General features: G+C 44.4%; 21 protein-coding genes. 15 read left to right on the forward strand and 6 right to left on the reverse strand.

Annotated features, from left to right (window positions below; translation table 11 throughout):
* Positions 1-172 precede the first annotated feature (172 nt).
* Together R7Q39_RS24155 and R7Q39_RS24160 are read right to left on the reverse strand one after the other, a co-directional pair.
* The gene (locus R7Q39_RS24155; protein ID WP_005379193.1) at positions 173-571 is read right to left on the reverse strand and encodes a hypothetical protein; all 399 of its coding nucleotides are present in this window, start codon (positions 569-571) and stop codon (positions 173-175) included.
* 148 nt (positions 572-719) lie between these two features.
* Positions 720-1157 carry a DUF2383 domain-containing protein gene (locus tag R7Q39_RS24160; protein ID WP_005379194.1) on the reverse strand — a complete coding sequence of 146 codons (438 nt, stop codon included), beginning with the start codon at positions 1155-1157 and terminating at the stop codon, positions 720-722.
* 360 nt (positions 1158-1517) lie between these two features.
* On the opposite strand from R7Q39_RS24160, the gene R7Q39_RS24165 reads away from it, so the two are divergent.
* The 4 genes from R7Q39_RS24165 to R7Q39_RS24180 are packed head-to-tail and all read left to right on the forward strand — an operon-like array spanning position 1518 to position 3759.
* The gene (locus R7Q39_RS24165) at positions 1518-1766 is read left to right on the forward strand and encodes a hypothetical protein (RefSeq protein ID WP_005379196.1); all 249 of its coding nucleotides are present in this window, start codon (positions 1518-1520) and stop codon (positions 1764-1766) included.
* Positions 1767-1814: 48 nt separating this feature from the next.
* On the forward strand, positions 1815-2327 hold the full coding sequence (locus R7Q39_RS24170; RefSeq protein ID WP_132937280.1) for a hypothetical protein: 513 nt from the start codon (positions 1815-1817) through the stop codon (positions 2325-2327).
* Entirely contained in the window at positions 2317-2643 is a 327-nt protein-coding gene (locus tag R7Q39_RS24175; protein ID WP_005379200.1) for a hypothetical protein, read from the forward strand. Before R7Q39_RS24170 ends, R7Q39_RS24175 begins: the two co-directional genes overlap by 11 nt.
* A 45-nt stretch (positions 2644-2688) precedes the next feature.
* Positions 2689-3759, forward strand: a complete 1071-nt coding sequence (locus R7Q39_RS24180; protein ID WP_158173551.1) for an AI-2E family transporter — start codon at positions 2689-2691, stop codon at positions 3757-3759.
* A gap of 18 nt (positions 3760-3777) precedes the next feature.
* On the opposite strand, the gene R7Q39_RS24185 is transcribed toward R7Q39_RS24180, so the two are convergent.
* Positions 3778-6225: an EAL domain-containing protein gene (locus tag R7Q39_RS24185; RefSeq protein ID WP_132937281.1), complete on the reverse strand. Its 2448-nt coding sequence runs from the start codon at positions 6223-6225 to the stop codon at positions 3778-3780.
* Positions 6226-6419: 194 nt separating this feature from the next.
* Positions 6420-7325, reverse strand: coding sequence for a DMT family transporter (locus tag R7Q39_RS24190; protein WP_005379208.1), 906 nt, complete (start codon positions 7323-7325; stop codon positions 6420-6422).
* Positions 7326-7493: 168 nt separating this feature from the next.
* Between R7Q39_RS24190 and rmuC the strand changes: the two genes are divergently transcribed.
* The 7 genes from rmuC (at position 7494) to tatC (ending at position 13682) form a co-directional block, all read left to right on the forward strand.
* Positions 7494-9026 (forward strand): DNA recombination protein RmuC, encoded by a 1533-nt coding sequence (gene rmuC / locus R7Q39_RS24195; RefSeq protein WP_005379209.1) that lies wholly within the window; start codon positions 7494-7496, stop codon positions 9024-9026.
* A gap of 77 nt (positions 9027-9103) precedes the next feature.
* On the forward strand, positions 9104-9883 hold the full coding sequence (ubiE, locus tag R7Q39_RS24200; protein WP_005379210.1) for a bifunctional demethylmenaquinone methyltransferase/2-methoxy-6-polyprenyl-1,4-benzoquinol methylase UbiE: 780 nt from the start codon (positions 9104-9106) through the stop codon (positions 9881-9883).
* Between the two features lie 11 nt (positions 9884-9894).
* Positions 9895-10530: an SCP2 domain-containing protein gene (locus R7Q39_RS24205; protein WP_005379213.1), complete on the forward strand. Its 636-nt coding sequence runs from the start codon at positions 9895-9897 to the stop codon at positions 10528-10530.
* On the forward strand, positions 10527-12161 hold the full coding sequence (gene ubiB / locus R7Q39_RS24210) for a ubiquinone biosynthesis regulatory protein kinase UbiB (protein WP_005379226.1): 1635 nt from the start codon (positions 10527-10529) through the stop codon (positions 12159-12161). The genes R7Q39_RS24205 and ubiB overlap by 4 nt, the downstream gene beginning before the upstream one ends.
* Before the next feature lie 52 nt (positions 12162-12213).
* A complete protein-coding gene (gene tatA / locus R7Q39_RS24215; protein WP_005382958.1) occupies positions 12214-12459 on the forward strand; it encodes a Sec-independent protein translocase subunit TatA in 246 nt (81 codons plus the stop codon).
* 3 nt (positions 12460-12462) lie between these two features.
* A complete protein-coding gene (tatB, locus tag R7Q39_RS24220; RefSeq protein ID WP_017635021.1) occupies positions 12463-12861 on the forward strand; it encodes a Sec-independent protein translocase protein TatB in 399 nt (132 codons plus the stop codon).
* Between the two features lie 68 nt (positions 12862-12929).
* Entirely contained in the window at positions 12930-13682 is a 753-nt protein-coding gene (tatC, locus tag R7Q39_RS24225; protein WP_005379234.1) for a twin-arginine translocase subunit TatC, read from the forward strand.
* A 460-nt stretch (positions 13683-14142) separates the two neighbouring features.
* Here the strand turns inward: tatC and R7Q39_RS24230 are convergent, their stop codons facing one another.
* Positions 14143-14904, reverse strand: a complete 762-nt coding sequence (locus tag R7Q39_RS24230) for a TatD family hydrolase (RefSeq protein WP_047103721.1) — start codon at positions 14902-14904, stop codon at positions 14143-14145.
* Positions 14905-15088: 184 nt separating this feature from the next.
* On the opposite strand from R7Q39_RS24230, the gene hemB reads away from it, so the two are divergent.
* The 3 genes from hemB (at position 15089) to polA (ending at position 20118) form a co-directional block, all read left to right on the forward strand.
* Positions 15089-16150, forward strand: a complete 1062-nt coding sequence (hemB, locus tag R7Q39_RS24235) for a porphobilinogen synthase (protein WP_031777176.1) — start codon at positions 15089-15091, stop codon at positions 16148-16150.
* Positions 16151-16277: 127 nt separating this feature from the next.
* Positions 16278-16712: a GNAT family N-acetyltransferase gene (locus R7Q39_RS24240; protein ID WP_005379245.1), complete on the forward strand. Its 435-nt coding sequence runs from the start codon at positions 16278-16280 to the stop codon at positions 16710-16712.
* 619 nt (positions 16713-17331) lie between these two features.
* Positions 17332-20118 carry a DNA polymerase I gene (gene polA / locus R7Q39_RS24245; RefSeq protein ID WP_132936672.1) on the forward strand — a complete coding sequence of 929 codons (2787 nt, stop codon included), beginning with the start codon at positions 17332-17334 and terminating at the stop codon, positions 20116-20118.
* A 747-nt stretch (positions 20119-20865) separates the two neighbouring features.
* Here the strand turns inward: polA and yihA are convergent.
* On the reverse strand, positions 20866-21525 hold the full coding sequence (gene yihA / locus R7Q39_RS24250) for a ribosome biogenesis GTP-binding protein YihA/YsxC (RefSeq protein WP_017635019.1): 660 nt from the start codon (positions 21523-21525) through the stop codon (positions 20866-20868).
* A gap of 159 nt (positions 21526-21684) precedes the next feature.
* On the opposite strand from yihA, the gene R7Q39_RS24255 reads away from it, so the two are divergent.
* Positions 21685-22302, forward strand: coding sequence for a c-type cytochrome (locus tag R7Q39_RS24255; RefSeq protein ID WP_005379248.1), 618 nt, complete (start codon positions 21685-21687; stop codon positions 22300-22302).
* The last annotated feature ends 751 nt before the right edge of the window (positions 22303-23053 follow it).

Below are 23053 nucleotides of genomic sequence, written 5' to 3' on the forward strand. Positions count from 1 at the left end.
TCGTATTCTACATGGCGCTTTTTCTGTGTTGTTTGATGATTTGGTGTGCGTCGTAAAAAGGCTATCAAGGTCGCTGCGTAGTAGATGCAGCGGCTTTTTTCTATCTGCACCTTTTACTAGGTTGATTGGGGATGAGGGTTAAACAAAGTGAAAGAAAGAAGGGCGAGTATAATTACTCACCCTGAGGTAAGTGCTTTTCAATTTCATCGTTTTCAACTTGTAAAGCAGCTAACCAATAAGAAACAAGTGCGGTTAAGTTGGTGTCGTCAATGGCTCTAAGCAGGGCTTTTAAATCATCTAACAGTAATTTATTCATAAAATGCATTTCTTTGTAATTGCCTAACTCGGCAACGCCGTATTCGGTGGCATTTTCTGCAATGAATTGTTCACCATCTTGATCGAAGAACAGCTTCGCCATCTTTTTGATCATCACTTTTTCTATTTTCACGAATCGATATGCCGCTCTTGCGAGTGTCATATGTGATTGCGGGTTAACGAGAGGCAAACACGTTTGGCGATGGTGTGTCATTTTTACGAGTAGCTCCCTTACTCGATTGTTATCCAATGTCATAGTGACCTCTTTATTTATGACTATTGTCGTGGGACATTTCTCGTGATGGTTATGTTAATGCGCCTGTGGGCTTGTCAGAAATGGCCAAAGCAAGTTGGCCATTTCTTTGATCAATACCGAGCTTTATTGCAAAGGCGACCACCAAGTTTTAGCTAATAAGGCTGATGCTGCTGAGTTTTTCTTTGCAGCTTTTTATATCGCTACGAACTTTCAGCAGAACCGAGTTATCCGCCTGCTCTGGGTGGGAAGTAATCAAATTCTCAATCTCTTTGAGTACCTTGCTTTCGACACCTTCAAGCTGTTCTAAATACATAGACTCTTTGTCAGAGGACACTTCCTTCATCACGTCGCTGTAGACCTCACGCGCCTTGATGGTGTAGGAAACCGGAGTGTCGTCGGCAGATTCTTCATTGTTACTTGCTAGAGAGTAGGGAGTGAGCTCAATGACTGCACGCTCACGTACTCTGAGCAGTTCTACCAACACATTATTCAAAGAAGTGTTGTCGATGTTCTCGATGGCCTTGTTGTAAATTTCATTTCCGCTTTCGATAAGCTCAATGATTGAGGCGATGTTTTCATTTTTCATATGCCACTCCTTATTTACTGGTGATAGGGGTGTTTGAGCGTATGGAATACAAACACGATGTTCATCTTCAATTGCAGGTTGTATGCCAATGAGTTTTAAGGCTTATTAATCAGTGACTTAATGTCTTGTTTTGCAATAAATTGCTAACAGTCGGTAAGGCGCTAAGAAAAAATTACAAGAATGGCGGGGAAAGCCTGGAAAGAATTACACGTACAGATACGGCTTTTTATCGAAATAAAAATAAAATCAATAAAAAACAACAACTTAAAATTCTGGCATGGATATGGCTTTGTAGGGAGTAAGTGAGGTCAAACATTGTTTCACTTGATTCACTATTCAACTCATTAATGGAGGCTAGTTATGGCTACTACAAAAGAAAGCACAGTAAAACCTCAAGAGCAGTTAGAAGAAGCATATCACTTAGCGGAACAAGCCACGACGGAAGCCGTTGGCGCGATGAAAGATCAAGCCAAAGAGAAGCTGGATGTCGGTGCACAGCAAGTTCAGCAGGCGACTAAGTCGGCAGAAAATGTAATCAAGGAGCGCCCATTGCTGAGCATAGGCTGTGCCTTCCTTGCTGGTTGGGCGGTTTCGAAGCTGATCAAATAATAGTGGTCACCAAGGATTAAGCCACACAACAGAAAGGCGAGGCTTCACATGAATAACTCAGGGCAAGTTACCAATCAGCAATCAGGCTCGGCGGCTTCAGACAGCGGCCGAGCCCCTGATGGGGCAGAAGAACAGGATATCCAACAAACCATTAATGGTTTGAGCAGCATTCTTGCGCAATTGGACCAACTGACGAAATCGCTAAAAGTATGGTCAGGTTCAACGTTGGATTTGTTCCTCTTGGAGATGAAAGTTAACGTGTCCGCAGTGCGTCAGATTTTGCTGTGTACCGTTGTTTTTACTCTATTGTCGGTATTGTTCGTATTCAGTTTGTGCCTTGCCTCTGGGGTGGTGGTTTATCAGTTAACTGCCAACGTGTATGTTGCCGTGGGTGTATTTATCACATCATTAGGCTTGGCATTATTTGCTTTAGCCTGGTGGCAGAAGCGTTTAGTTGGATTTCTTGGATTCAAAAATACGACAGAACAATTACAGGAGGGGTGGGATGCGCTCGCTACAAAAGCTCAATCGAGCCATGCGGATCAAGCGGATGGAAGGTAAAGCGTCTCTAGAGCAATGCTGTTTGTCGATGGAAATGTTCACGTTTACCACCAAGAAGTTTGTGAGAGAAAACCCTTGGACGACATTAGGCATTAGTGCTGTCGTTGCCGTTACCGCAGCAAAAGCAGGTCGATTGTCTCGACTGACTTCTTCTATTTCGTCAATGGGGCTATTGGTTAGCAGTGTGTCTGATATTACCGATTCGCTCACAAAGCCGGTCGCGGCAGCTTCTCTGGATGAGTCAGATGCGGAGCAAAATGGAAATGCAGCAACACAAGTAAGCAACGCTGCGACGACAGAGGGCGAACCACTCTAATAGCGGATTTCACCGCAAAATTTTCTTACCGATTCTGAGCTTATTATGACAGCGAAATTGAACATTCCTGCCAACACTGCGATTGGTGCAACGCTTCTCGTCCTGTTACTCGTCCCAGGGCTGTATTTTGCCAAGCCAATATTGTTACCTATTGTGCTTAGCACCTTTATTTCTCTGCTGTGCAGCCCTTTCATTAATTATCTTGAAGACAAAGGCTTACCACGTGCTATTACCGTCGTGTTGACGCTGTCATTCCTCGTTGGCGCTTCAATTATTGGTCTTGCCGCCATGTCGGAGCCCGCCAAGCAATGGTGGTCTGAGCTGCCCAGTATCGTGAAAAATGTGTCGCAAGAAGTAAGCGAAGTTACTAAAGTTTCGGCTGATCACCTTAATACTCCATTGAATATCGCCAACGATATGAGTATGGATGAGGTCGGGAACAACACCGTATTTTCTTTGGTAAAAACGCTCGCGACCACTACGCCGACGATTTTGACACAAGCGATGATCGTGCTGTTTATGGTTTACTTTATGCTCAATCATGGACGAAGCTTATTTCGAAAGTCAGTGTCTTACCTACATGGGTTCGCCAAACAGCGCCAAGCGATTGAGTTGGTCAAAGCGCTACAGAAAGACCTATCTCGATACATTGGCACCATCACTTTAGTGAATGCGGGGCTGGGGTTGAGTGTTGGGGCCGTGTTTTTTGTTCTAGGCCTTGAAGATCCATTTCTATGGGGCGCATTTGCAGGCGTGATGAATTTTGCGCCGTACCTCGGCCCTGTCATATCCATGGTGAGCTTTGGCTTTGTTGCTTATCTTCAGTTGGAGTCGGTCAGTTTTATGCTGACGGTGGTGTCTATCTATTTACTGCTCAATTTGATTGAAAGTCAGTTTGTTACACCAACACTATTGGGGAAAAGGTTTAACTTAAACCCGTTAGTGATTTTTGTTTGGCTTGTTTTTTGGGGCTGGCTTTGGGGCGGAATGGGACTATTGATCGGTGTGCCGTTGCTGGTTTGTATCAATATTTTGGTTGATCGTCTAGAGCTATGCCAATCAACCCAAAATCAAGCAAAACAAATCACCTCCGCGGACGTGGCACCGCGAGAGTGACTTGAGGATCAAGCTGGTTCAACGAAACAGTTTTTCAGCGCTCACTGGCTGACTAAACAAATATCCCTGACCATAAATACAGCCTTTTTCGAATAAATAATCGGCTTGTTCCCGAGTTTCTATCCCTTCCGCGACGACTTTCAACGACAGCGTTTTTCCCATGGCAATAATGGCATTCACAATCGCGTTGCTGTCGCTATTACTTGGGACATCACTGACAAATGAGCGGTCAATTTTCAGTTTGTTGATTGGCAAACCTTTCAAGTAAGACAAAGACGAATAGCCAGTTCCAAAGTCATCCAGAGAAATCTCAATACCCAGTTCTCGTAATTGATTTAACGATGCAATGGCTTGTTGAGGGTCGATCAGTAAAAAGCTCTCTGTGATCTCCAAATCTAACCGTTGGGCAGGGTATCCGGTGTTATCGAGGATAGTACTTAATCGCTGAATGAAATTTGACTGCTGAAGCTGCAACGCAGAAACATTGACGGCGATTTTGCCAAACTCGATGCCTTGGTCCAGCCAAGCATTACCTTGCAAACAAGCTTGTTGTAACACCCACTCACCAATGCTTTGAATCAGCCCTGTTTTTTCTGCAATTGGAATAAAGTCTGCTGGTGGTACAAGGCCAAACTCTGGATGCTGCCAGCGTAATAAAGCTTCCACGCCGACAATCGTATTTTGTTCCAAGTTGTATTGCGGTTGGAACTCTAACCGGAGTTGTTGTTTTTCTATTGCTTGATGCAAAGCGGATTGAATGCGTACATGGGATACGGATTTATCGGTCAAATCCGGTGAGTAAAACGCGTAGCCGTTGCGTCCATTTTTCTTCGCTAAGTACATCGCAGTGTCTGCGTTTTTCAGTAAGGTTTCACTGTCTTGACCGTCTCTTGGGTACAAGGCAATACCAATACTGGTCGAGACACGAAGTGAGTCGTGATTTGCTAAGTCGAATGGTTGCTGGAATACGCTTAGAATATCGCCGACGGTTTCCAGTAAGGCAACATCACTATGGATGTCTGGCAAAATAATCACAAATTCATCGCCGCCAATGCGAGCCACATGCGCATTGAGGTGAAGCACATCTTGCAGACGAATCGCTAACTTAGACAGCAATTGGTCACCACAGAAGTGGCCCATGCTATCGTTGATGTGTTTGAAATGGTCGATATCTAAGAATAGGGTGGCAAACGTCTGCTGGCTTTTGTGTCCGGTTTCGATGTGTTGCTCGAGTAAGCTAAGTAAATGAGTGCGATTAGGTAGATTGGTTAATGGATCGTAAAAAGCCATGCGCTGCAGCTTTTCTTCGTGTGCCTTACGCACAGAGATATCTTCAAACACACAAATGTAGTTAATAAGGTGGTTTTTATCGTCCATTACGGCGCTAATGGTCGCTAATTGCGGATAAATGCTGCCATCTTTCTTTCTGTTGATGAATTCGCCTTTCCATTGGCCTTTGTTTTCGAGTTGATGCCACAACTGTTGATAGAAACCTTGATCATGATGACCTGAGCGCAGAATTCGTGGGTTTTTTCCTATCACCTCTTCAGAGCGGTAACCTGTAATTTGGGTAAAAGCCGTGTTTACATCAATGATGTTGGCATTGCGGTCTGTAATGACCATGCCTTCTTGCGAATTGTTGAAAATTTGGGACGCTAAGGAGAGCTGCGTTTCTACCATTTTTCGGCGGGTGATGTTACGTGTCATCCCCAGAATGCCGATTAAGTTTCCCGCATGATCACGGACAGGAGACTTAATGGTTTCTAGCCAAGTGGGGTTATTGTTTTCATCAATTTGACGGCATTCTTCAACAATATTTTGCGTGCCAGTGGCTACCACCAATTTATCGGCATCAATGAATTTTTCCGCACGTTCATGGCTAAACAGGGCAAAATCGTCTTTGCCAATGATTTCACTGTTGGTTTTTTGCCACGCATTTTCTACGCTTCGGTTGGTCATCGAATAAAGACCATCCATGCCTTTTATCCATACGTGGTCTTCAAGGCAGTCGATAAACTCTTGTAGTGTTGGTGTTGGCTTTATTTCCGCGCTTTGATGTCGCGTTTGTTCTTGCTGACAGTGCAAGTTGATATCAAAGCTGATCCGCCCCGCGATTGCGCTTAGCCATGCCGAAACAACCGTTGATTGATCATTAGGGTGAGTCAATGTCAGTACGGCAAGCAATTCGCCATTAGGTAGCCAAATCGGTCCTATGCTCAGGGTTTGCTCTTCAAAAGGGGTATGGCTAACTGTAAAATCTGTCGGCGTAAAGTGATCGACAACTCGCGTTATCACATCGACGATAGCACGATGATTTTGGGTTGAGGTGGACACCTCAGTCGATAGCCACTGCTGAGTATCGCTCAGAGTATAAAGCTGTCCCTGAGCTTGAGTTAAATCACAGCATTGTCGCAGAACGTGTTGCCAGTCTGCCATCAAAGGCGAAGGAATAGCGAAGCGAAACATAATTAATAACGAGTCCTAAATCGCCCAAAGGTAATTATATTAGAATCTAGCGTAAGCTATTGGGCTTTGTGAGTATCGTATCCAACGCGTAGCTAAATCCTAGCAGCGTAAAGTGCTTTCTATCATTAAAATGTTATCTATATCTCTTTTTTATCCAACTTATTGCATCGTTTTTTAGGGCTTTTGATAGGTGATTAAGAAGCGTTTACCGCTTTGGTTTTCTTGCCCCATGAGACTTGCTGAATGACTAAGCCACTGATGATCAATACCAGGCCAATCAAGGTTGAAGGATGAATTTCTTCGCCGATGATGGTAGCTAACAACATGAGTGAGATAAATGGAGAAGCAAAGATCAGATTACTGATACGCGCGGTGTTTTGCGTTGATTTGAGTGCGCTCAGCCACAAAACGAAAGTGATCCCCATTTCAAACAGTCCGACATACGTCACCGCTGCCCAGCCTTTAGCTGAGATCATCTGCCAGTCAGCACCTTCATAAAGACTTAAACCAATGGCGAATGGAATAGCGACCAAAAAGCCGAGCAGAACGCCAACCACAGGGTCGGCCTTATTTTTGGTATTTAAAATCCAGTAACCGGCCCACAGCAGCGTTGATAGCAGCGCAAGACCAACACCCAACGGGCTCTCAAATTCCATGCCTAAAAGATTGCCTTGTGTGGCAATCACTATCACACCGACATAACTAAAACCGCAAGCCAGCCAGTCCTTACCACGGATCTTTTGTCCTAAGAAAACAGCGGCCATTAACGTTAAGGTGATGGCCCAGCTGTAGTTGATCGCTTGAGCCTGAGATGCGGGCAGCAAGTCATATGCTTTGAACAGAATAACGTAATACGCCAAAGGGTTAATCAACCCAAGCAGTAGGTAATACCAAGGGTTTGAGAAAAATGTAGCGCTTAACTGGCCCAATTTACCTTGCACACCACAGATTACTGTTAGCGCAATCGCAGAGACGATACTGGCAATGCATAGCATTTGAATCGGGGTAAATTCTGCCAGCGTGAGTTTAAATGCGGTTGCAACGGTAGACCAAAGTAATACTGCTGAGAGCCCAAATCCTAGGGCGCGACGCTCGTTCATGATGCCTCTGCGTGATGATGTGCCGCTCGATTTGGATAATTTGAGCGGAAGAAAGAATATTATAGGAAGGCCTAGTGTATGCGAGGATTTTTCATCCAACAAACTGGACATTTATCCAGTGTCTAAATACCATTGTTATAGATACAAAACACAGGCTAACTCGCTATTATGCAATGGATTCTTGAGTACCAATCTCTCATTCTCTCTTCTCTTTGTGCTGCCACGCTTAGTGGTGTCGCTGCCGGTTGGTGGGTGAAACAGCGTTTTATCACCCAAACTCAGCTTCTCGAGCAACAACTTGTTTCAGAAAAACAGCTTCATCAACAGCAACTTGAACAGGTCAAGCAAAGCCTTGCCGATGCCCAGCAAGAGTTGGATGAATTAGATGATGAGCGCGATAAAGCCGCGTTTGAAGTACGCCAAACACATGGAAAGCTGATGGCAGCAATGGAAAAACTGCGTTACTTCGAGGCCGTAAAGCAAGAGCGCCAGCAATACTTTGATGAGCTTGGTCAAATGCGTGAACACAAATCACGTCTAGAAACGCAGCTGCGTGAACAGCAAGCTCGCCATGAGCAAATTAACCAAGCTAATGCCGAAAAACTGCAAATTTTAGAACAAGCGGAAGCACGCTTGAAACAACAATTTGAGCACTTGGCCAATCAACTGTTTGAAGAAAAAACCGCGAAGGTCGATTTGCAAAACCGTCAGAGTTTAGAAGGCTTGTTGTCACCGCTTAGAGAACAGTTAGAAGGGTTCAAAAAGCACGTTAATGACAGCTTTAGTCAAGAAGCTAAAGAGCGCCATACCTTAGTGCATGAGCTGAAAAACCTGCAACGTTTGAACGAGCAAATGACGCGCGAAGCGGTTAATTTGACCCAAGCGTTGAAAGGGGACAACAAACAGCAAGGTAACTGGGGCGAAGTGGTGCTCGCTAGGGTACTTGCCGAATCTGGCTTGCGTGAAGGGCACGAATATCAGACTCAGGTGAACTTACAAAATGAAGCAGGCAAGCGTTACCAACCTGATGTCATTGTGCATCTCCCACAAAACAAACAAGTGGTTGTAGATTCCAAAATGGCGTTGGTTGCCTATGAGCGCTACTTCAACGCCGAAACTGATGCTGAGCGCGATCAGGCTTTGAATGCGCACTTAGCTGCTCTACGTGCACATATCAAAGGGTTAAGCATGAAGGACTACCACAAACTCAAAGGTATTCAGAGTTTGGACTATGTTCTGATGTTTATCCCGGTTGAGCCGGCGTTCCAAGTCGCGATTCAAGCCGATCCAAGCTTGATTAAAGACGCGATGGAGCAAAACATCATTTTGGTGAGCCCAACAACGTTGCTGGTGGCATTGCGCACCATTGATAATCTATGGCGCAATGAACGCCAAAATGAAAACGCCAAAATGATTGCGCAGCGTGCGACAAAACTCTACGACAAATTACGATTGTTTGTAGACGACATGGAGGGGCTCGGCGGTGCGCTGGATAAGGCGAATCAAAGCTATCAAGGTGCGATGAACAAGCTTGCCACAGGGCGCGGAAATGTGATTCGCCAAGCCGAAAGCTTTAAACACTTGGGAGTTGAAATTAAACGACCGATTTCTTCCGACCTCGCGCAGTTAGCGCAGAGTGATGCATTTTCAGAAAATGACCCGTTAGTAGAAAGACATCCGGCTGAGGATAAAGTAAACTAATCGCCCGCAGTGCAGTGGGCGATTTTATTTGTCAACAAACGCCCCGTAGAGGAAAGCGCTGCCTAAGAGGAATTAGAATGACGGACACAAGTTTGCAATCCAATACAGCGTTAGAGAATGAAACCACTCACTTTGGTTTCTCTACAGTGGCAAAAGACGAAAAAGTGACTAAGGTTGCCGAAGTATTCCACTCCGTGGCAACAAAATACGACATCATGAATGACCTGATGTCAGGTGGTATTCACCGCCTTTGGAAGCGCTTCACTATCGATTGTAGTGGCGCTCGCCCTGGCCAGCGTATTCTTGACCTAGGTGGTGGTACGGGGGATTTGACGGCGAAATTCTCGCGCATTGTTGGCGATGAAGGCCATGTCATCCTTGCCGATATCAATAACTCAATGCTTAACGTTGGTCGCGATAAACTGCGTGACAACGGTATTGTGGGTAACGTGCATTACGTTCAAGCCAACGCAGAAGAACTGCCGTTCCCTGATGATTATTTTGATGTTATCACCATCAGTTTTTGTTTGCGTAATGTGACAGACAAAGACAAAGCGCTTCGTTCAATGTTCCGCGTACTGAAGCCAGGCGGCCGTCTATTGGTGTTGGAATTTTCAAAACCAGTGCTAGAGCCGTTATCGAAAGTATACGACGCATATTCATTCCACTTGTTGCCGAGAATCGGTGAGCTAGTTGCGAATGACTCAGAGAGTTACCGCTACCTAGCGGAGTCAATCCGTATGCATCCAGACCAAGAAACGCTGGAAGGCATGATGCAAGACGCAGGTTTTGAAAACACCAAATACTACAACTTAACTGGTGGTATTGTGGCTTTGCATCGCGGTTATAAATTCTAAGGGTTAACGGCATGCCATTTGAACCACTTATCACCGCTGTGATTGAAACGTCACTGAATACACTGATCAAAGACGACCCTGCATTGGGCCGTCGTTTAGCGCGTCTAAAAGGTCAAGTTATTCAAGTTCACCTGAAAGAGATCAATAAAACACTGACATTCGTTTTTAGTCAGCAAATTGATGTGCTCGGTCATTACGAAGGGCAGCCTAACTGCTATCTATCGCTCAACTTGAGTGTATTACCAGAGCTGCGCGATCAGGCCAACATCACTCGTCTTATTAAACAAGATAAACTTGAACTTGAAGGCGATATTCAATTGGCGCAGAAATTCTCTCAGTTGATGGTGGATTGCAAACCAGATGTTGAAGAGTGGTTGTCTCGCGTGACTGGCGATGTCGCCGCACATACCTTTGTGCAAGGTTCAAAAAACATCGGCAACTTTCTTGCGTCTCAAGCAGAAAAACACCAGCGTCATCTTGCGCAAGTAGTGACTGAAGAATGGAAACTGGCTCCCGCTCCGTTAGAAGTGGCCTATTTCTGTGACCAAGTTGATGAGGTTCGCAGCCAGGCTTCTCGCATTGAAGCTCGTTTAACGGCTTTGCTGAATAAGCTGGATGCAGATAAGCCTGCATTGGAGAAACCATGACGCCAGCAGAACTAAAGCGCTTATACCACATCGCCAAAGTACAACTGGAATACGGTTTAGATGAGCTGCTTCCCGATCACCAACTGACCAAAGCTCCGCTTTTACTGCGCAAAAGCTTGTTTTGGATTAAGAACAAGCACCCAGAAAAACCACTCGGTGAACGTCTGCGTTTAGCACTGCAAGAGCTGGGGCCGGTTTGGATTAAGTTCGGTCAGATGATGTCGACGCGCCGTGACTTATTTCCTCCGCATATCGCTGATCCCCTAGCTTTACTTCAAGACCAAGTCGCGCCTTTTGATGGCGAGTTGGCAAAAAAGCAGATGGAGCAAGCATTAGGTGGTCCGTTAGAAAAATGGTTTACCGAGTTTGATATCAAACCACTGGCGTCTGCGTCGATTGCTCAGGTACATACTGCGCGCATAAAAGACACTAACCAAGAAGTGGTATTAAAGGTTATCCGCCCAGATATTCGCCCAGTCATTGATTCAGATCTAAAACTGATGCACCGAATGGCGCGTATAGTCGCCGGAGCGATGCCTGAAGCACGTCGTTTAAAACCAGTTGAAGTCGTGCGTGAGTACGAGAAAACCCTGCTTGATGAACTCGACTTGCGACGTGAGGCGGCGAATGCCATTCAGTTGCGCCGCAACTTTGAGGGCAGCGAAGAATTGTATGTTCCTGAAGTTTTTCCCGACTTCAGTAATGAAACTGTCATGGTTTCTGAGCGAATATATGGCATTCAAGTCTCTGATATTGAAGGCTTGAAAGCAAATGGCACCAATATGAAATTGCTCGCGGAACGCGGTGTGAGTGTGTTCTTCACTCAGGTGTTCCGAGACAGCTTTTTCCATGCCGATATGCATCCGGGTAATGTGTTCGTCAAACCCGAACATCCAGAGAACCCAATGTGGATAGGGCTAGATTGCGGAATCGTTGGTACACTTAATAGCGAAGACAAGCGTTATCTGGCGGAAAACTTCCTGGCGTTTTTCAATCGTGACTACCGCCGAGTGGCGGAGTTACATGTGGATTCAGGGTGGGTGCCTGCGGATACCAATGTCGATGAGTTTGAGTTCGCGATTCGCATTGTGTGTGAGCCTATTTTTGCTAAGCCATTGTGCGAAATCTCCTTTGGTCATGTGTTGTTGAATTTGTTCAACACGGCACGTCGATTCAATATGGAGGTTCAGCCACAACTTGTACTGTTGCAAAAAACGCTGTTGTACGTGGAAGGGCTTGGTAGGCAGCTATATCCTCAACTTGATTTGTGGGAGACCGCAAAACCATTCCTGGAAGAATGGATGATGAATCAAGTTGGGCCGCAAGCTCTAGTGAATGCGATTAAAGACCGCGCACCATTTTGGGCAGAGAAATTACCTGAACTGCCAGAGCTACTTTACGATAGCCTGAAACAAGGTAAAGCGATGAATCAACGTATGGATCAGCTTTATCAAGGGTATCGCCAGAGCAAGCGCCAGCAGGCGACAGGAAAGTTTTTGTTTGGCGTTGGCGCGACTTTAGTCGTATGCTCGGCAATATTGGTGAACGATGCTTTTGAGCAGCTTTCGTTGGCCTGCGGTATCGCAGGTGTCACATTTTGGCTGCTTAGTTGGCGAGCTTATCGTCAATAGACGTTAAACTCTTGAAATATTTTTGTTTGTTTAAAGACCCGAGGTAAAGAGAATGGGTGGTATCAGTGTTTGGCAACTTCTAATCATTGCTGTAATTGTTGTATTGCTATTCGGAACAAAGAAACTACGCGGTATCGGTGGCGATCTGGGTGGTGCCGTTAAGGGCTTCAAAAAAGCGATGAGCGAAGATGAACCTGCGAAAAATGACAAAGACGCAGACTTCGAACCAAAAAGTCTAGAAGAGCAGCAGAAAAAAGAAGCTGCTCCTGAAACGAAAAAAGACAAAGAGCAGGCGTAAAACGTGTTTGATATCGGTTTTTGGGAACTGGTATTAATATCTGTTGTTGGTCTGGTCGTTCTTGGGCCGGAGCGTTTGCCTCATGCTATTCGCAGCGTGTCTCGCTTTATCGGTGCCGCTAAGAGTATGGCAAATAGCGTCAAAGACGAATTGTCACACGAGCTGAAAGTCCAAGAGCTGCAAGAAAACTTGCGCAAAGCAGAACAAATGGGGATGGATGATTTGTCCCCTGAGTTGAAATCTTCAGTTGAAGAGTTGAAGAAGGCTGCGCAATCTGTAAATCGTCCTTACGCAAAGAACACCGATTCAGAGGCTGAGCCTGTAAAAACAGAGCCAGCAGTCGAAGAGGCCGTGAAAGCGCAAGAGAGCAAGGTTACAGCGGCAGATAAGAAAGCCGAATAGTCTCATTAGGAGGAGCTACTAGTGATTGGTAGCTCCTTTTTGATCTGGTTTTTAATAAGAGGTTTGCCATGTCTACCGTCGAGCAGACACAACCTTTAATTAGTCATTTGTTGGAGCTTCGCAACCGACTACTGCGCTCAATCCTCGCAGTGTTGGTCGTGTTTGTCGGACTAATTTATTTCTCTAACCACATTTACGAGTTTGTTTCCGCACCTTTAGTAGAACGTCTACCTGAAGGCGCGACCATGATTGCTACGGATGTAGCGTCACCTTTTTTTACGCCACTTAAGCTGACGTTAATTGCTTCGGTATTTATTGCGGTGCCGTTTATCTTGTATCAAGTGTGGGCATTTGTAGCGCCAGGTTTGTACAAGCATGAACGTCGATTGATCATGCCACTGCTGTTCTCTAGTTCGCTATTGTTCTACTGTGGAGTGGCATTTGCCTACTTCGTGGTATTTCCATTGGTGTTTGGCTTCTTTACCGCCATCTCTCTTGGTGGAGTAGAGTTTGCAACTGATATCTCGAGTTATCTCGACTTTGTGCTGGCGCTATTTATGGCGTTTGGTATCGCATTCGAGGTGCCTGTTGCGATTATTTTGTTGTGTTGGACTGGGGCCACTACACCAGAAGATTTAAGACAGAAACGTCCTTATATTATAGTGGCTGCGTTTGTCGTAGGTATGGTGTTAACGCCACCAGACATGATCTCGCAAACCTTACTCGCTATTCCGATGTGTTTACTGTTTGAAGTCGGTTTGTTCTTCGCGCGTTTTTATACTCGTCGAAGCGAAGAAGTAGAAGCGGAAACCGAAGAATAAGGCTAATCTAGATGTGAAAAGCGGCTCAATTGAGCCGCTTTTTTTTGCGGTTGGTTTTTTCTTGGGCTAATTACTTAACTTTCATGACGTAACCACATTTTGTGCATACGTATACTTCCTTGATGCCCAGCAGCTTTTGAAAAAAACTGCGCGGTACGCGTTGTAAGTAAGCACCATGTGTACACACTTCAACTTCCATATTCATGCTGTTTTACATTTGTGCTAATTAATGGGCGTAAATCAGTATAGAAAAATAATGTGTCGAGTTGTCGACAGTTTTGCAAAGCGGACGAAGTAAAGTGACGATATGAGAAGTAAGTAGAGTTGCTAGTTAATTATTATGTTTATCAATAATTTTGTATGGATTGTTCTACTATTTCAACGGGTTGAATCGTTCATTCAATAGTTTAGGTGATAAAAAAGCGACGTTGATTTCGTCGCTTTTTTCAATTCTCGTGAATTAAATATTAAACAGCTTTTTGGCATTCTCAGTCGTTATGGCATCGATGGTTGCGATGTCGACATCACGCAAGTCGGCAACACGTTGTGCAACGAGAGAAGTGTAGGCTGGTTCATTACGTTTACCACGGTGTGGCACCGGCGCTAAATATGGACAGTCGGTTTCTAAAATGACCCACTGCATATCCAAATGTGGAATGACTTTATCCATCCCGCCATTCTTAAAGGTTGATACGCCACCTAAGCCTAAGTGGAAGCCTAGCTCATTGATTGCTTGTGCTTCTTCTAAGCTGCCTCCAAAACAGTGGAATACACCACGCAGACGACCATTTTGCTCTTGTCGTAGCAAAGTGAGTGTTTCTTCAATCGAATCACGAGTGTGGATAACGACCGGTAAATCCATCTCTTTTGCCCAGTTAAGTTGAGCTACGAACGCCATTTCTTGCTCAGCACGATAGGTTTTGTCCCAATACAGGTCGATACCGATTTCGCCCACCGCAATAAACTTGTGTTTCTCAAACCAGCCGCGGATGATCTCCAACGTTTGCTCAACGTTGTTATCCACATAGCAAGGGTGCAGCCCCATCATTGAGTGGCATACGTCAGGATATGCCGCTTCGGTTTTTAGCATGGGCTCAATTGAGTCCAGATCGATGTTTGGCAACAGGATTTTATTAATGCCTTGCGTTAAGGCGCGTTGTACTACTTCATCGCGGTCGTTATCAAATTCGCTGGCATAGATGTGCGCGTGGGTATCGATCATCGTTACTCTCTGTGCTTCATGGTTGGTTTCGTATTCGAAGTATACTTGAGTGTGAGTGCTGGGTCATTTTCAGTTTTTTTCATTACCTTTTTCCAGATTGTCACTCGCAACATGCATCAAGAGTGATATGATTTTGTTCACCAGATGATTTGATCATCATAACCGTCCAGACAAGGAGAAAATGGTGTCTGTATCAATTCAAGGTCCATTCCCTGCACGCCGTATGCGTCGTTTACGTAAGCACGATTTTAGTCGTCGTTTGATGGCTGAGAACCAACTTTCTGTTAATGATCTGATTTACCCAATGTTCATTCTTATGGGTAAAGATCGTCGTGAGAGCGTGGAGTCCATGCCGGGTGTAGAGCGTTTGTCGATTGATTTAATGCTAGAAGAAGCACAATACCTTGCAAATCTAGGCGTTCCAGCAATCGCGCTTTTCCCTGTCGTAAACCAAGACGCTAAAAGCTTATGTGCTACTGAAGCCTACAACCCAGAAGGTTTGGTTCAGCGAGCAGTACGAGCACTTAAAGAACACATTCCTCAAATTGGTGTAATCACAGACGTGGCACTCGACCCATTCACGACACATGGCCAAGACGGCATCATCGATGAAGATGGCTACGTAATGAATGATGAAACCACAGAAGTATTGGTTAAGCAGGCTTTGTCTCATGCAGAAGCGGGTGCTGACGTAGTCGCGCCTTCAGACATGATGGATGGCCGAATTGGTAAGATCCGCGAAGCATTAGAAAACGCGGGCTACATTCATACTCAAATCATGGCTTACTCGGCTAAGTACGCATCGAACTACTACGGACCATTCCGTGATGCGGTTGGCTCTTCTTCAAATCTAAAAGGCGGCAACAAGAAAAACTACCAAATGGACCCAGCAAACATTGATGAAGCGATTCACGAAGTGGCGCTAGACATCAATGAAGGTGCGGACATGGTGATGGTTAAACCTGGTATGCCATACTTAGATGTAGTTCGCCGAGTAAAAACTGAACTTCAAGTACCGACATTTGCTTATCAAGTCTCTGGCGAGTACGCGATGCATAAAGCGGCGATCATGAATGGCTGGCTCAAAGAGCGTGAAATTGTGATGGAATCACTATTGTGCTTCAAACGTGCAGGTGCAGATGGCATCTTAACATACTTTGCGAAAGACGTTGCTGAGTGGTTGGCAGAAGAGAATGCACAAACTGCTCAACACCTAAATCGTACTCCGGAAGCGACAGAAGAGTAATTATCGCTCAGTGAGAAATACCAGACCAACAAGAGTTGTTCGTCTGTATATACCCAAGTAACCTCAGGCGGATTACAACAGTAACAATCCAAGGTGCTTGGGTATTTTTATTTTGGAGAAGAGAATAATGACAATGCTGATTCGTGAAGGCACATTGGAAGAAGCACTTCAAGTTGTGGCGCGTGTTACCGAGTTTTCGAAAGGAGAAACGGTAGACTCCATGACTCAACGTTTAGAAGAGAAAAACAGTTTAATCCTCGTTGCAGAAAAAAATGGCACGATTGTCGGCTTCAAAATAGGTTACGAATTAGAGGATGGTGTTTTCTATAGCTGGTTAGGTGGTGTTGTCCCTGAAGCTCGAAATGAAGGCGTGGCACAACTGCTTTTGGAAGCTCAAGAGGATTGGGTGGCAGAACAAGGCTACAACACATTAAAAGTGAAATCTCGAAACCAGTTTCCGGCTATGCTTCGCTTGTTATTGAGAAATGGCTATATAATTGAAAAGTTTGAAGAAAAAGTAAATCTTCGAGAATCTCGAGTGCATTTCATTAAAGCAATGTGAAAATAAATGAGATTTTTTCTCATTTAACTGTTGACTACGAAATGAGAATCATTATTATTAAACCTGTCTTAGGGAATGAGGAAAGTTCACAAGGACGTTGAGTGACTTATTAACAGAAGTTAATTAACTGAAAGTTGAGAAGTGATGAAACATTTTTCCGAGAACTTGCACGAATTCTTTTTGACACGACATTGCTCACATTGCTTCCAGTGTAATTTATAGCTTCTTGGTTAAGCTGCTCTATTTACAGAATTTGCTTTACCACTTCTGCTAGGCGACCCCATTCGGGTCGCTTTTTTCTTTTCTACGATTTCTATTTGACGTCACTATTAATATCTTTTCCACATGCGATGATCATTTTAGGATCGTTGATCTTTTCGCCGTTATGCGAATTTGTTGTTATTAATCAATAGTTTGGGTTGGTGTTTTCTTGTGTTTTTTGTTATTGGATAACCAGTGGATAATTTCTATAAACAGAGTTATCCACAGGAGGTGGTGTTTTCGTGAATAAAGTCGGAAAAATTTACGCGACCTAGATCGAGCGAACAAGATAGATTCGGATCAGCAGTCATGGCATCCTAGGCAGATCTCTCAAGTACTGAATTGGATACAGACAATTATGGCAAGTATTCCTGAAAATCCGTTGATCCTTATCGACGGCTCTTCTTACCTATATCGCGCTTTTCACGCCTACCCGGGCACCATGAGCAATGGTGAAATTCCAACTAATGCCGTTTACGGCGTCGTGAACATGTTACGCAGCATGATGCGTCAGTTTGCGTCTGAGCGCATCGCGGTGGTTTTCGATGCAAAGGGAAAAACCTTTCGTGATGATATGTATGCAGAATACAAAGCGAATCGTCCGCCAATGCCGGATGACCTGCGTTGTCAGATTGAACCATTACACAATGTTATTCGTGCAATGGGTTTGCCGCTGATCTGTGTTCCTGGCGTCGAGGCGGATGACGTCATCGGTACGTTAGCATACCAAGCATCACAAAAGGGCATGCCTGTATTGATCAGTACTGGTGATAAAGACATGGCGCAGCTAGTGGATGATAACATTACCTTGATCAACACCATGACGAACGTCGTAATGGATCGTGAAGGTGTGGTTGAAAAGTTTGGCATTCCACCTGAGTTGATCATCGACTACTTAGCACTGATGGGCGATAAAGTAGATAACATTCCTGGTGTACCGGGTGTCGGTGATAAAACGGCGACCGCACTACTGCAAGGTATTGGTGGTCTGACGAAGTTGTATGAAAACCTCGATGATATTGCAGGGCTTGGTTTCCGTGGTTCTAAAACCATGGCGAAAAAGCTCATCGACAACAAAGAAAATGCCATGCTTTCGTATGAGCTCGCGACCATCAAATTGGATGTTGAGCTTGAGGAAACGCCAGAATCATTGCTGAAAGCGGAACCAAATAAAGACGAATTAGTGAAGCTGTATGGCCAACTGACGTTTAAATCTTGGTTGAATGAACTACTTGAAGGCGGTTCTGGATCTGTGGAGGCCGTAGAGCTTGCAGGATCTTCACAAGCTTCTTCTTCTCAAGCCGAGATGGAAACTTCTGCGGTAACAATCGATCGCAGCCAATATGAAACAATTCTGGATAAAGAAACCTTCAATGCTTGGCTAGATAAACTTCAAACGGCTGAGCTGTTTGCATTTGATACGGAGACCGATAACCTAGATTACATGCTAGCGAATCTAGTTGGTTTGTCATTCGCTGTCGATGAAGGTATTGCGGCTTATGTGCCAGTTGCACATGACTATTTAGATGCGCCTGAACAGCTTGATCGTGATTGGGTACTAGAACAGCTGAAGCCAATTCTTGAAGATGCAGCGAAAGCAAAAGTCGGTCAAAACTTAAAGTATGATGCGTCTGTACTCGCTCGTTACGACATTGAGCTAAAAGGTATCAAGCACGACACGATGTTGGAATCGTATATCTACAACAGTGTCGGCGGTAAACACGATATGGACAGCTTGGCGCTTCGCTTCCTACAGCACAGCTGCATTTCTTTTGAGCAAATTGCAGGTAAAGGCAAAAATCAGCTTACGTTTAACCAAATCGAACTGGAACAAGCATCGCCATACGCGGCAGAAGATGCGGATGTGACCCTTCGTCTGCACAATCGCTTGTTTGCTAATATCGAGCAGGATGAAAGCCTGAAGACAGTTTACGAAGAGATTGAAATGCCGTTGGTGCCAGTTCTTTCGCGCATTGAACGCACTGGGGTCTTTATCGATGAAATGAAGCTGAGTGCGCAGTCAGTCGAGATTACCGCTCGCCTTGATGAGCTTGAAAAGAAAGCGTACGAAATTGCTGAGCAAGAGTTTAATATGAACTCGCCAAAGCAATTACAAGCCATCCTATTTGAAAAAATGGGTTTACCGGTTGTGAAGAAAACGCCATCAGGCACACCATCGACGAATGAAGAAGTTCTGCAAGAACTCGCGCTAGACTACCCACTACCAAAGCTGATTTTGGAATACCGTGGTCTGGCGAAGTTAAAATCAACTTACACCGACAAACTGCCGAAGATGATCAACCCATCAACGGGACGCGTGCATACTTCTTACCACCAAGCAGTGACTGCAACGGGTCGTCTATCTTCTACTGATCCGAACTTACAGAACATTCCAATTCGTAACGAAGCTGGCCGTCGTATTCGTCAAGCGTTTGTCGCGCCATCAGGGTATAAAATCTTAGCGGTCGACTACTCGCAAATCGAACTGCGCATCATGGCGCACCTTTCTGGCGACCAAGCTTTATTGAATGCATTCCGTGATGGCAAAGATATCCACGCGGCAACCGCAGCAGAAATCATGGGTGTTTCTATTGAGGACGTTTCAAGTGAGCAACGTCGTCGTGCGAAAGCGGTTAATTTCGGTCTTATTTACGGCATGAGTGCGTTTGGTTTGGCGAAGCAATTGGGCATTCCTCGTGGTGAGGCTCAAGCGTACATGGATACATACTTTGAACGTTACCCAGGCGTGATGCAGTACATGGAAGACACACGCAGCACAGCAGCAGATAAAGGGTATGTTGAAACGATTTTTGGTCGACGTTTGCATTTGCCAGAAATCAAATCGCGCAACGGGATGCGTCGTAAAGCTGCTGAACGTGCGGCAATCAACGCACCAATGCAAGGTACGGCAGCGGACATCATTAAGAAAGCGATGCTGTTGGTTGATCAGTGGATTCAGGAAGAAGGCAATGGTCGTGTGAAGTTATTAATGCAAGTACACGATGAATTGGTCTTTGAAGTTGAAGAGTCATCATTGTCCGAAATTGAAAGTAAAGTACAGAAATTGATGGAATCTGCAGCAGAGCTAAAAGTACCGTTGGTTGCAGAAGCAGGTCACGGTGATAACTGGGATCAAGCTCATTAGTCACTTTTAGACCAAAATAACCAATTAATTATGAGCCAGCGCACAAACGCTGGCTTTTTTTTGAGATTAAAAAAGCCAGCGCAAAGTTAACTTTGATGTTGCTTAATAAAAATTTCATGAAAAAAAACTACAAAAATTCTTTGCAATTCTGACCAATTGTTGTAAATTAATACTCGTAGGGTACAGAGGTAAGATGTTCTATCTTTCAGACCTTTTGTTTCACGTTATTGGATTAGGCTGATTCAGTCGCCCCAGTCAGTTTTTGACTGGGGCGTTTTTTATTGGGCGAAAGAAAATTATTCTTTTGGATCAGCAGCTTAAAGTTAGCCTTCAAAAACCTTCTTTTTTGACCTTTCTAAGTTACTGCAAAATCTCGATTTTTCCTTCAAATTTATTGCGTTATTCATCCTGTAAATTTACGCCAGTCACACTATTATTTTTTCTTGAAAGAAACTAAGTTACATCTTTTTGAAGATTTGCTTGGCTTAACTGTCTGAATTGTAACGCTATTGGGTGTTTTTGGAGTGAATGTTTGGTGATACACAGGAAACAAGAGCGCTTTTTAACCTATTGAAATCGAATCTCAGTTCAGCAATGCTTCGTCACATAACAATAATTACCAATTTTTCTCTCCCGTTATCCCTGCCAGGAAGGCGGGGATTTTTATTGCCTGTTATTTAGTTCAGATAAACAAAAGCCCCACCAAATGGCAGGGCCGTGTCGAAGAAATTTAACAAATATTGTTAATTATTCTTCATCGCTCGCTGGTATCTCTTGTTCGTCTTCTTCTATCAGGTGTGCTAGTGCTGGTGCAAACCAGGTATCCAGTTTTGCACGTAGCTGATCGACACCTAATCCTTTAAGTGAGGAGAACACATCAACAGAAACGTCACCACCGAAAGTTTCTACTTGCTTACGAACTTTCAGTAGAGTTTGTTTGCGTGCACCACTTTTTAGTTTATCTGCTTTGGTTAGCAAAACCTGCACAGGAATGTGGCTATCGATGGCCCAGAAAATCATTTGTTGGTCGAGATCTTTCATTGGATGACGAATGTCCATTAGAACCACTAAGCCTTTTAGGCACTCGCGTTTCTGTAGGTATTCACCCAAAGATTTCTGCCATTTGTTTTTCATTTCTACCGGTACTTGAGCAAAACCGTATCCAGGTAGATCGACAATGTGACAACCTTCTTCTACTTTGAAAAGGTTGATTAATTGCGTACGACCAGGTGTCTTTGATGTCTTGGCTAAGCTTTTTTGATTAGTTAGACGGTTAAGTGCACTCGATTTACCAGCGTTTGAGCGTCCTGCAAACGCAATTTCGACACCTTCGTCTTCCGGCAGGTGACGAATATCGGGTGCGCTGGTGATGAAATGCGTATTTTGGTAATGAATTTTTACGCTCACTGTTAACTCCATCTCGACTTTGTGTAGTCGATTGATTACTTTTTTGTGAAAATGTGTAAAATAACCGTGCTCGGCATAAGGTCGCCTATTGTACCATGAGTGTACGCGGTATGTTCACATTCCGTGGTACTGGAAGCTTGATAATTATAATGGAATGTCATGAAGAAATTAGCGCTAATTTTGAGTCTTTTAGCCAGTTGCTCAGTATGGGCCCAAGGTAATATTGAGGCTGGTAAAGCAAAATCACAAACCTGTGTCGCCTGTCACGGAGCAGATGGCAACAGTGCAATAACAACGTACCCGAAACTCGCAGGCCAACACGCTAAGTATCTTGAGAAGCAGTTAAAAGAACTTAAGCTAGGCATGACAAGTGGTGGTAAACAAGGTCGTTACGATCCTGTAATGAGTGGTATGGCAATGCCACTGAGCGATGAAGATATCGCAGACCTATCTGCTTACTACGCTTCGCTACCAGTTTCAGAAAACTCAACACCTGAAGATGTAGTAGCAAAAGGCAAAACGCTTTATACCGCTGGTGATGCCGAGCGTGGCCTAACCGCATGTATTGCATGTCATGGTCCTCGTGGCAATGGTACTGAGCTTTCAGGTTTCCCGAAAATTTCTGGTCAGCATGCTGACTACATCAAAGCTCAGCTAGAAAAATTCCGTGATGGCGATCGTGGTAATGATATGAATGCCATGATGCGCGACATCGCGAAGAAAATGACAGACGAAGATATCGAAGTGCTGTCTAAATACGTTGGCGGTCTGCACTAATATACCTAAATCGCTCAAGATCCTGCATCTTGAGCTGGTTGGGTAGATGTCCCTACATCGTTCGAGCAACTTGTACAAAAATGCCCTAGTGAATCCACTAGGGCATTTTTGTTCGTGACAGATATCACAGTCGAGTTTGGATGCGAAAGCGATAGTTGGCTCGGCAGTTTGTGAGACATTTGCCATACTTGATGTTGGCTTTTTCTTGTTAGTGTTTTTAAGTTTTTGATTAAATGATAATTTTGATTTTTTAGAAAAATAGGCGGATTATTTTTTCAACCCATTACTTGTGAGCATAACGGGATGGCGTAAAGTAGAAGTCGTTCACAGGGAGTGAATGTAAGGATTTAAGACCACGGTTTAGGTCTCCAAGGATGTAGCTCGGATGCTTGGTGATTTAGAAAGGGATTTAGATAGGTAGGGAGCCTATCCGATAAGGATGGTCATCTCGTCTGACGGTTAAGACAGTGAAACGGATCAGGCACAGGAAGTTGCTCAGTAGACAGGAAGTAAACGGATAGCCAAAACTCATCAGGAAGATGAAAAACAACTCTTTTTGGCAGGGAAAGCTCTAAAAACAAAGGGATCATTGGTGCACCAAATGTGTGCAACACAGTTTCGCCAATTGATGGCACTTAGAAAGCGACAGTCTGACTGTCGCTTTTTTTATATCGTTGTGCCGTCCTAAATAAGGTTGACACTTTCCACCCCCAAAATTGGAGAGTGTTATGAAATCAACAACTAAAAGAAC

Source organism: Vibrio sp. 947 (assembly GCF_033339115.1).
GTDB lineage: Bacteria > Pseudomonadota > Gammaproteobacteria > Enterobacterales > Vibrionaceae > Vibrio > Vibrio alginolyticus.

Excerpts from the sequence above, each read along its gene's own strand:
- ubiB (WP_005379226.1), top strand. The coding sequence starts at position 10,527 with ATGACGCCAGCAGAACTAAAGCGCTTATACCACATCGCCAAAGTACAA.
- R7Q39_RS24185 (WP_132937281.1), bottom strand. The coding sequence starts at position 6,225 with ATGTTTCGCTTCGCTATTCCTTCGCCTTTGATGGCAGACTGGCAACAC.
- R7Q39_RS24255 (WP_005379248.1), top strand. The coding sequence starts at position 21,685 with ATGAAGAAATTAGCGCTAATTTTGAGTCTTTTAGCCAGTTGCTCAGTA.
- R7Q39_RS24240 (WP_005379245.1), top strand. The coding sequence starts at position 16,278 with ATGACAATGCTGATTCGTGAAGGCACATTGGAAGAAGCACTTCAAGTT.
- R7Q39_RS24155 (WP_005379193.1), bottom strand. The coding sequence starts at position 571 with ATGACATTGGATAACAATCGAGTAAGGGAGCTACTCGTAAAAATGACA.
- polA (WP_132936672.1), top strand. The coding sequence starts at position 17,332 with ATGGCAAGTATTCCTGAAAATCCGTTGATCCTTATCGACGGCTCTTCT.
- rmuC (WP_005379209.1), top strand. The coding sequence starts at position 7,494 with ATGCAATGGATTCTTGAGTACCAATCTCTCATTCTCTCTTCTCTTTGT.
- tatA (WP_005382958.1), top strand. The coding sequence starts at position 12,214 with ATGGGTGGTATCAGTGTTTGGCAACTTCTAATCATTGCTGTAATTGTT.
- R7Q39_RS24170 (WP_132937280.1), top strand. The coding sequence starts at position 1,815 with ATGAATAACTCAGGGCAAGTTACCAATCAGCAATCAGGCTCGGCGGCT.
- R7Q39_RS24175 (WP_005379200.1), top strand. The coding sequence starts at position 2,317 with ATGGAAGGTAAAGCGTCTCTAGAGCAATGCTGTTTGTCGATGGAAATG.
- R7Q39_RS24180 (WP_158173551.1), top strand. The coding sequence starts at position 2,689 with ATGACAGCGAAATTGAACATTCCTGCCAACACTGCGATTGGTGCAACG.
- R7Q39_RS24205 (WP_005379213.1), top strand. The coding sequence starts at position 9,895 with ATGCCATTTGAACCACTTATCACCGCTGTGATTGAAACGTCACTGAAT.
- R7Q39_RS24230 (WP_047103721.1), bottom strand. The coding sequence starts at position 14,904 with ATGATCGATACCCACGCGCACATCTATGCCAGCGAATTTGATAACGAC.
- R7Q39_RS24165 (WP_005379196.1), top strand. The coding sequence starts at position 1,518 with ATGGCTACTACAAAAGAAAGCACAGTAAAACCTCAAGAGCAGTTAGAA.
- ubiE (WP_005379210.1), top strand. The coding sequence starts at position 9,104 with ATGACGGACACAAGTTTGCAATCCAATACAGCGTTAGAGAATGAAACC.
- R7Q39_RS24160 (WP_005379194.1), bottom strand. The coding sequence starts at position 1,157 with ATGAAAAATGAAAACATCGCCTCAATCATTGAGCTTATCGAAAGCGGA.
- R7Q39_RS24190 (WP_005379208.1), bottom strand. The coding sequence starts at position 7,325 with ATGAACGAGCGTCGCGCCCTAGGATTTGGGCTCTCAGCAGTATTACTT.
- tatC (WP_005379234.1), top strand. The coding sequence starts at position 12,930 with ATGTCTACCGTCGAGCAGACACAACCTTTAATTAGTCATTTGTTGGAG.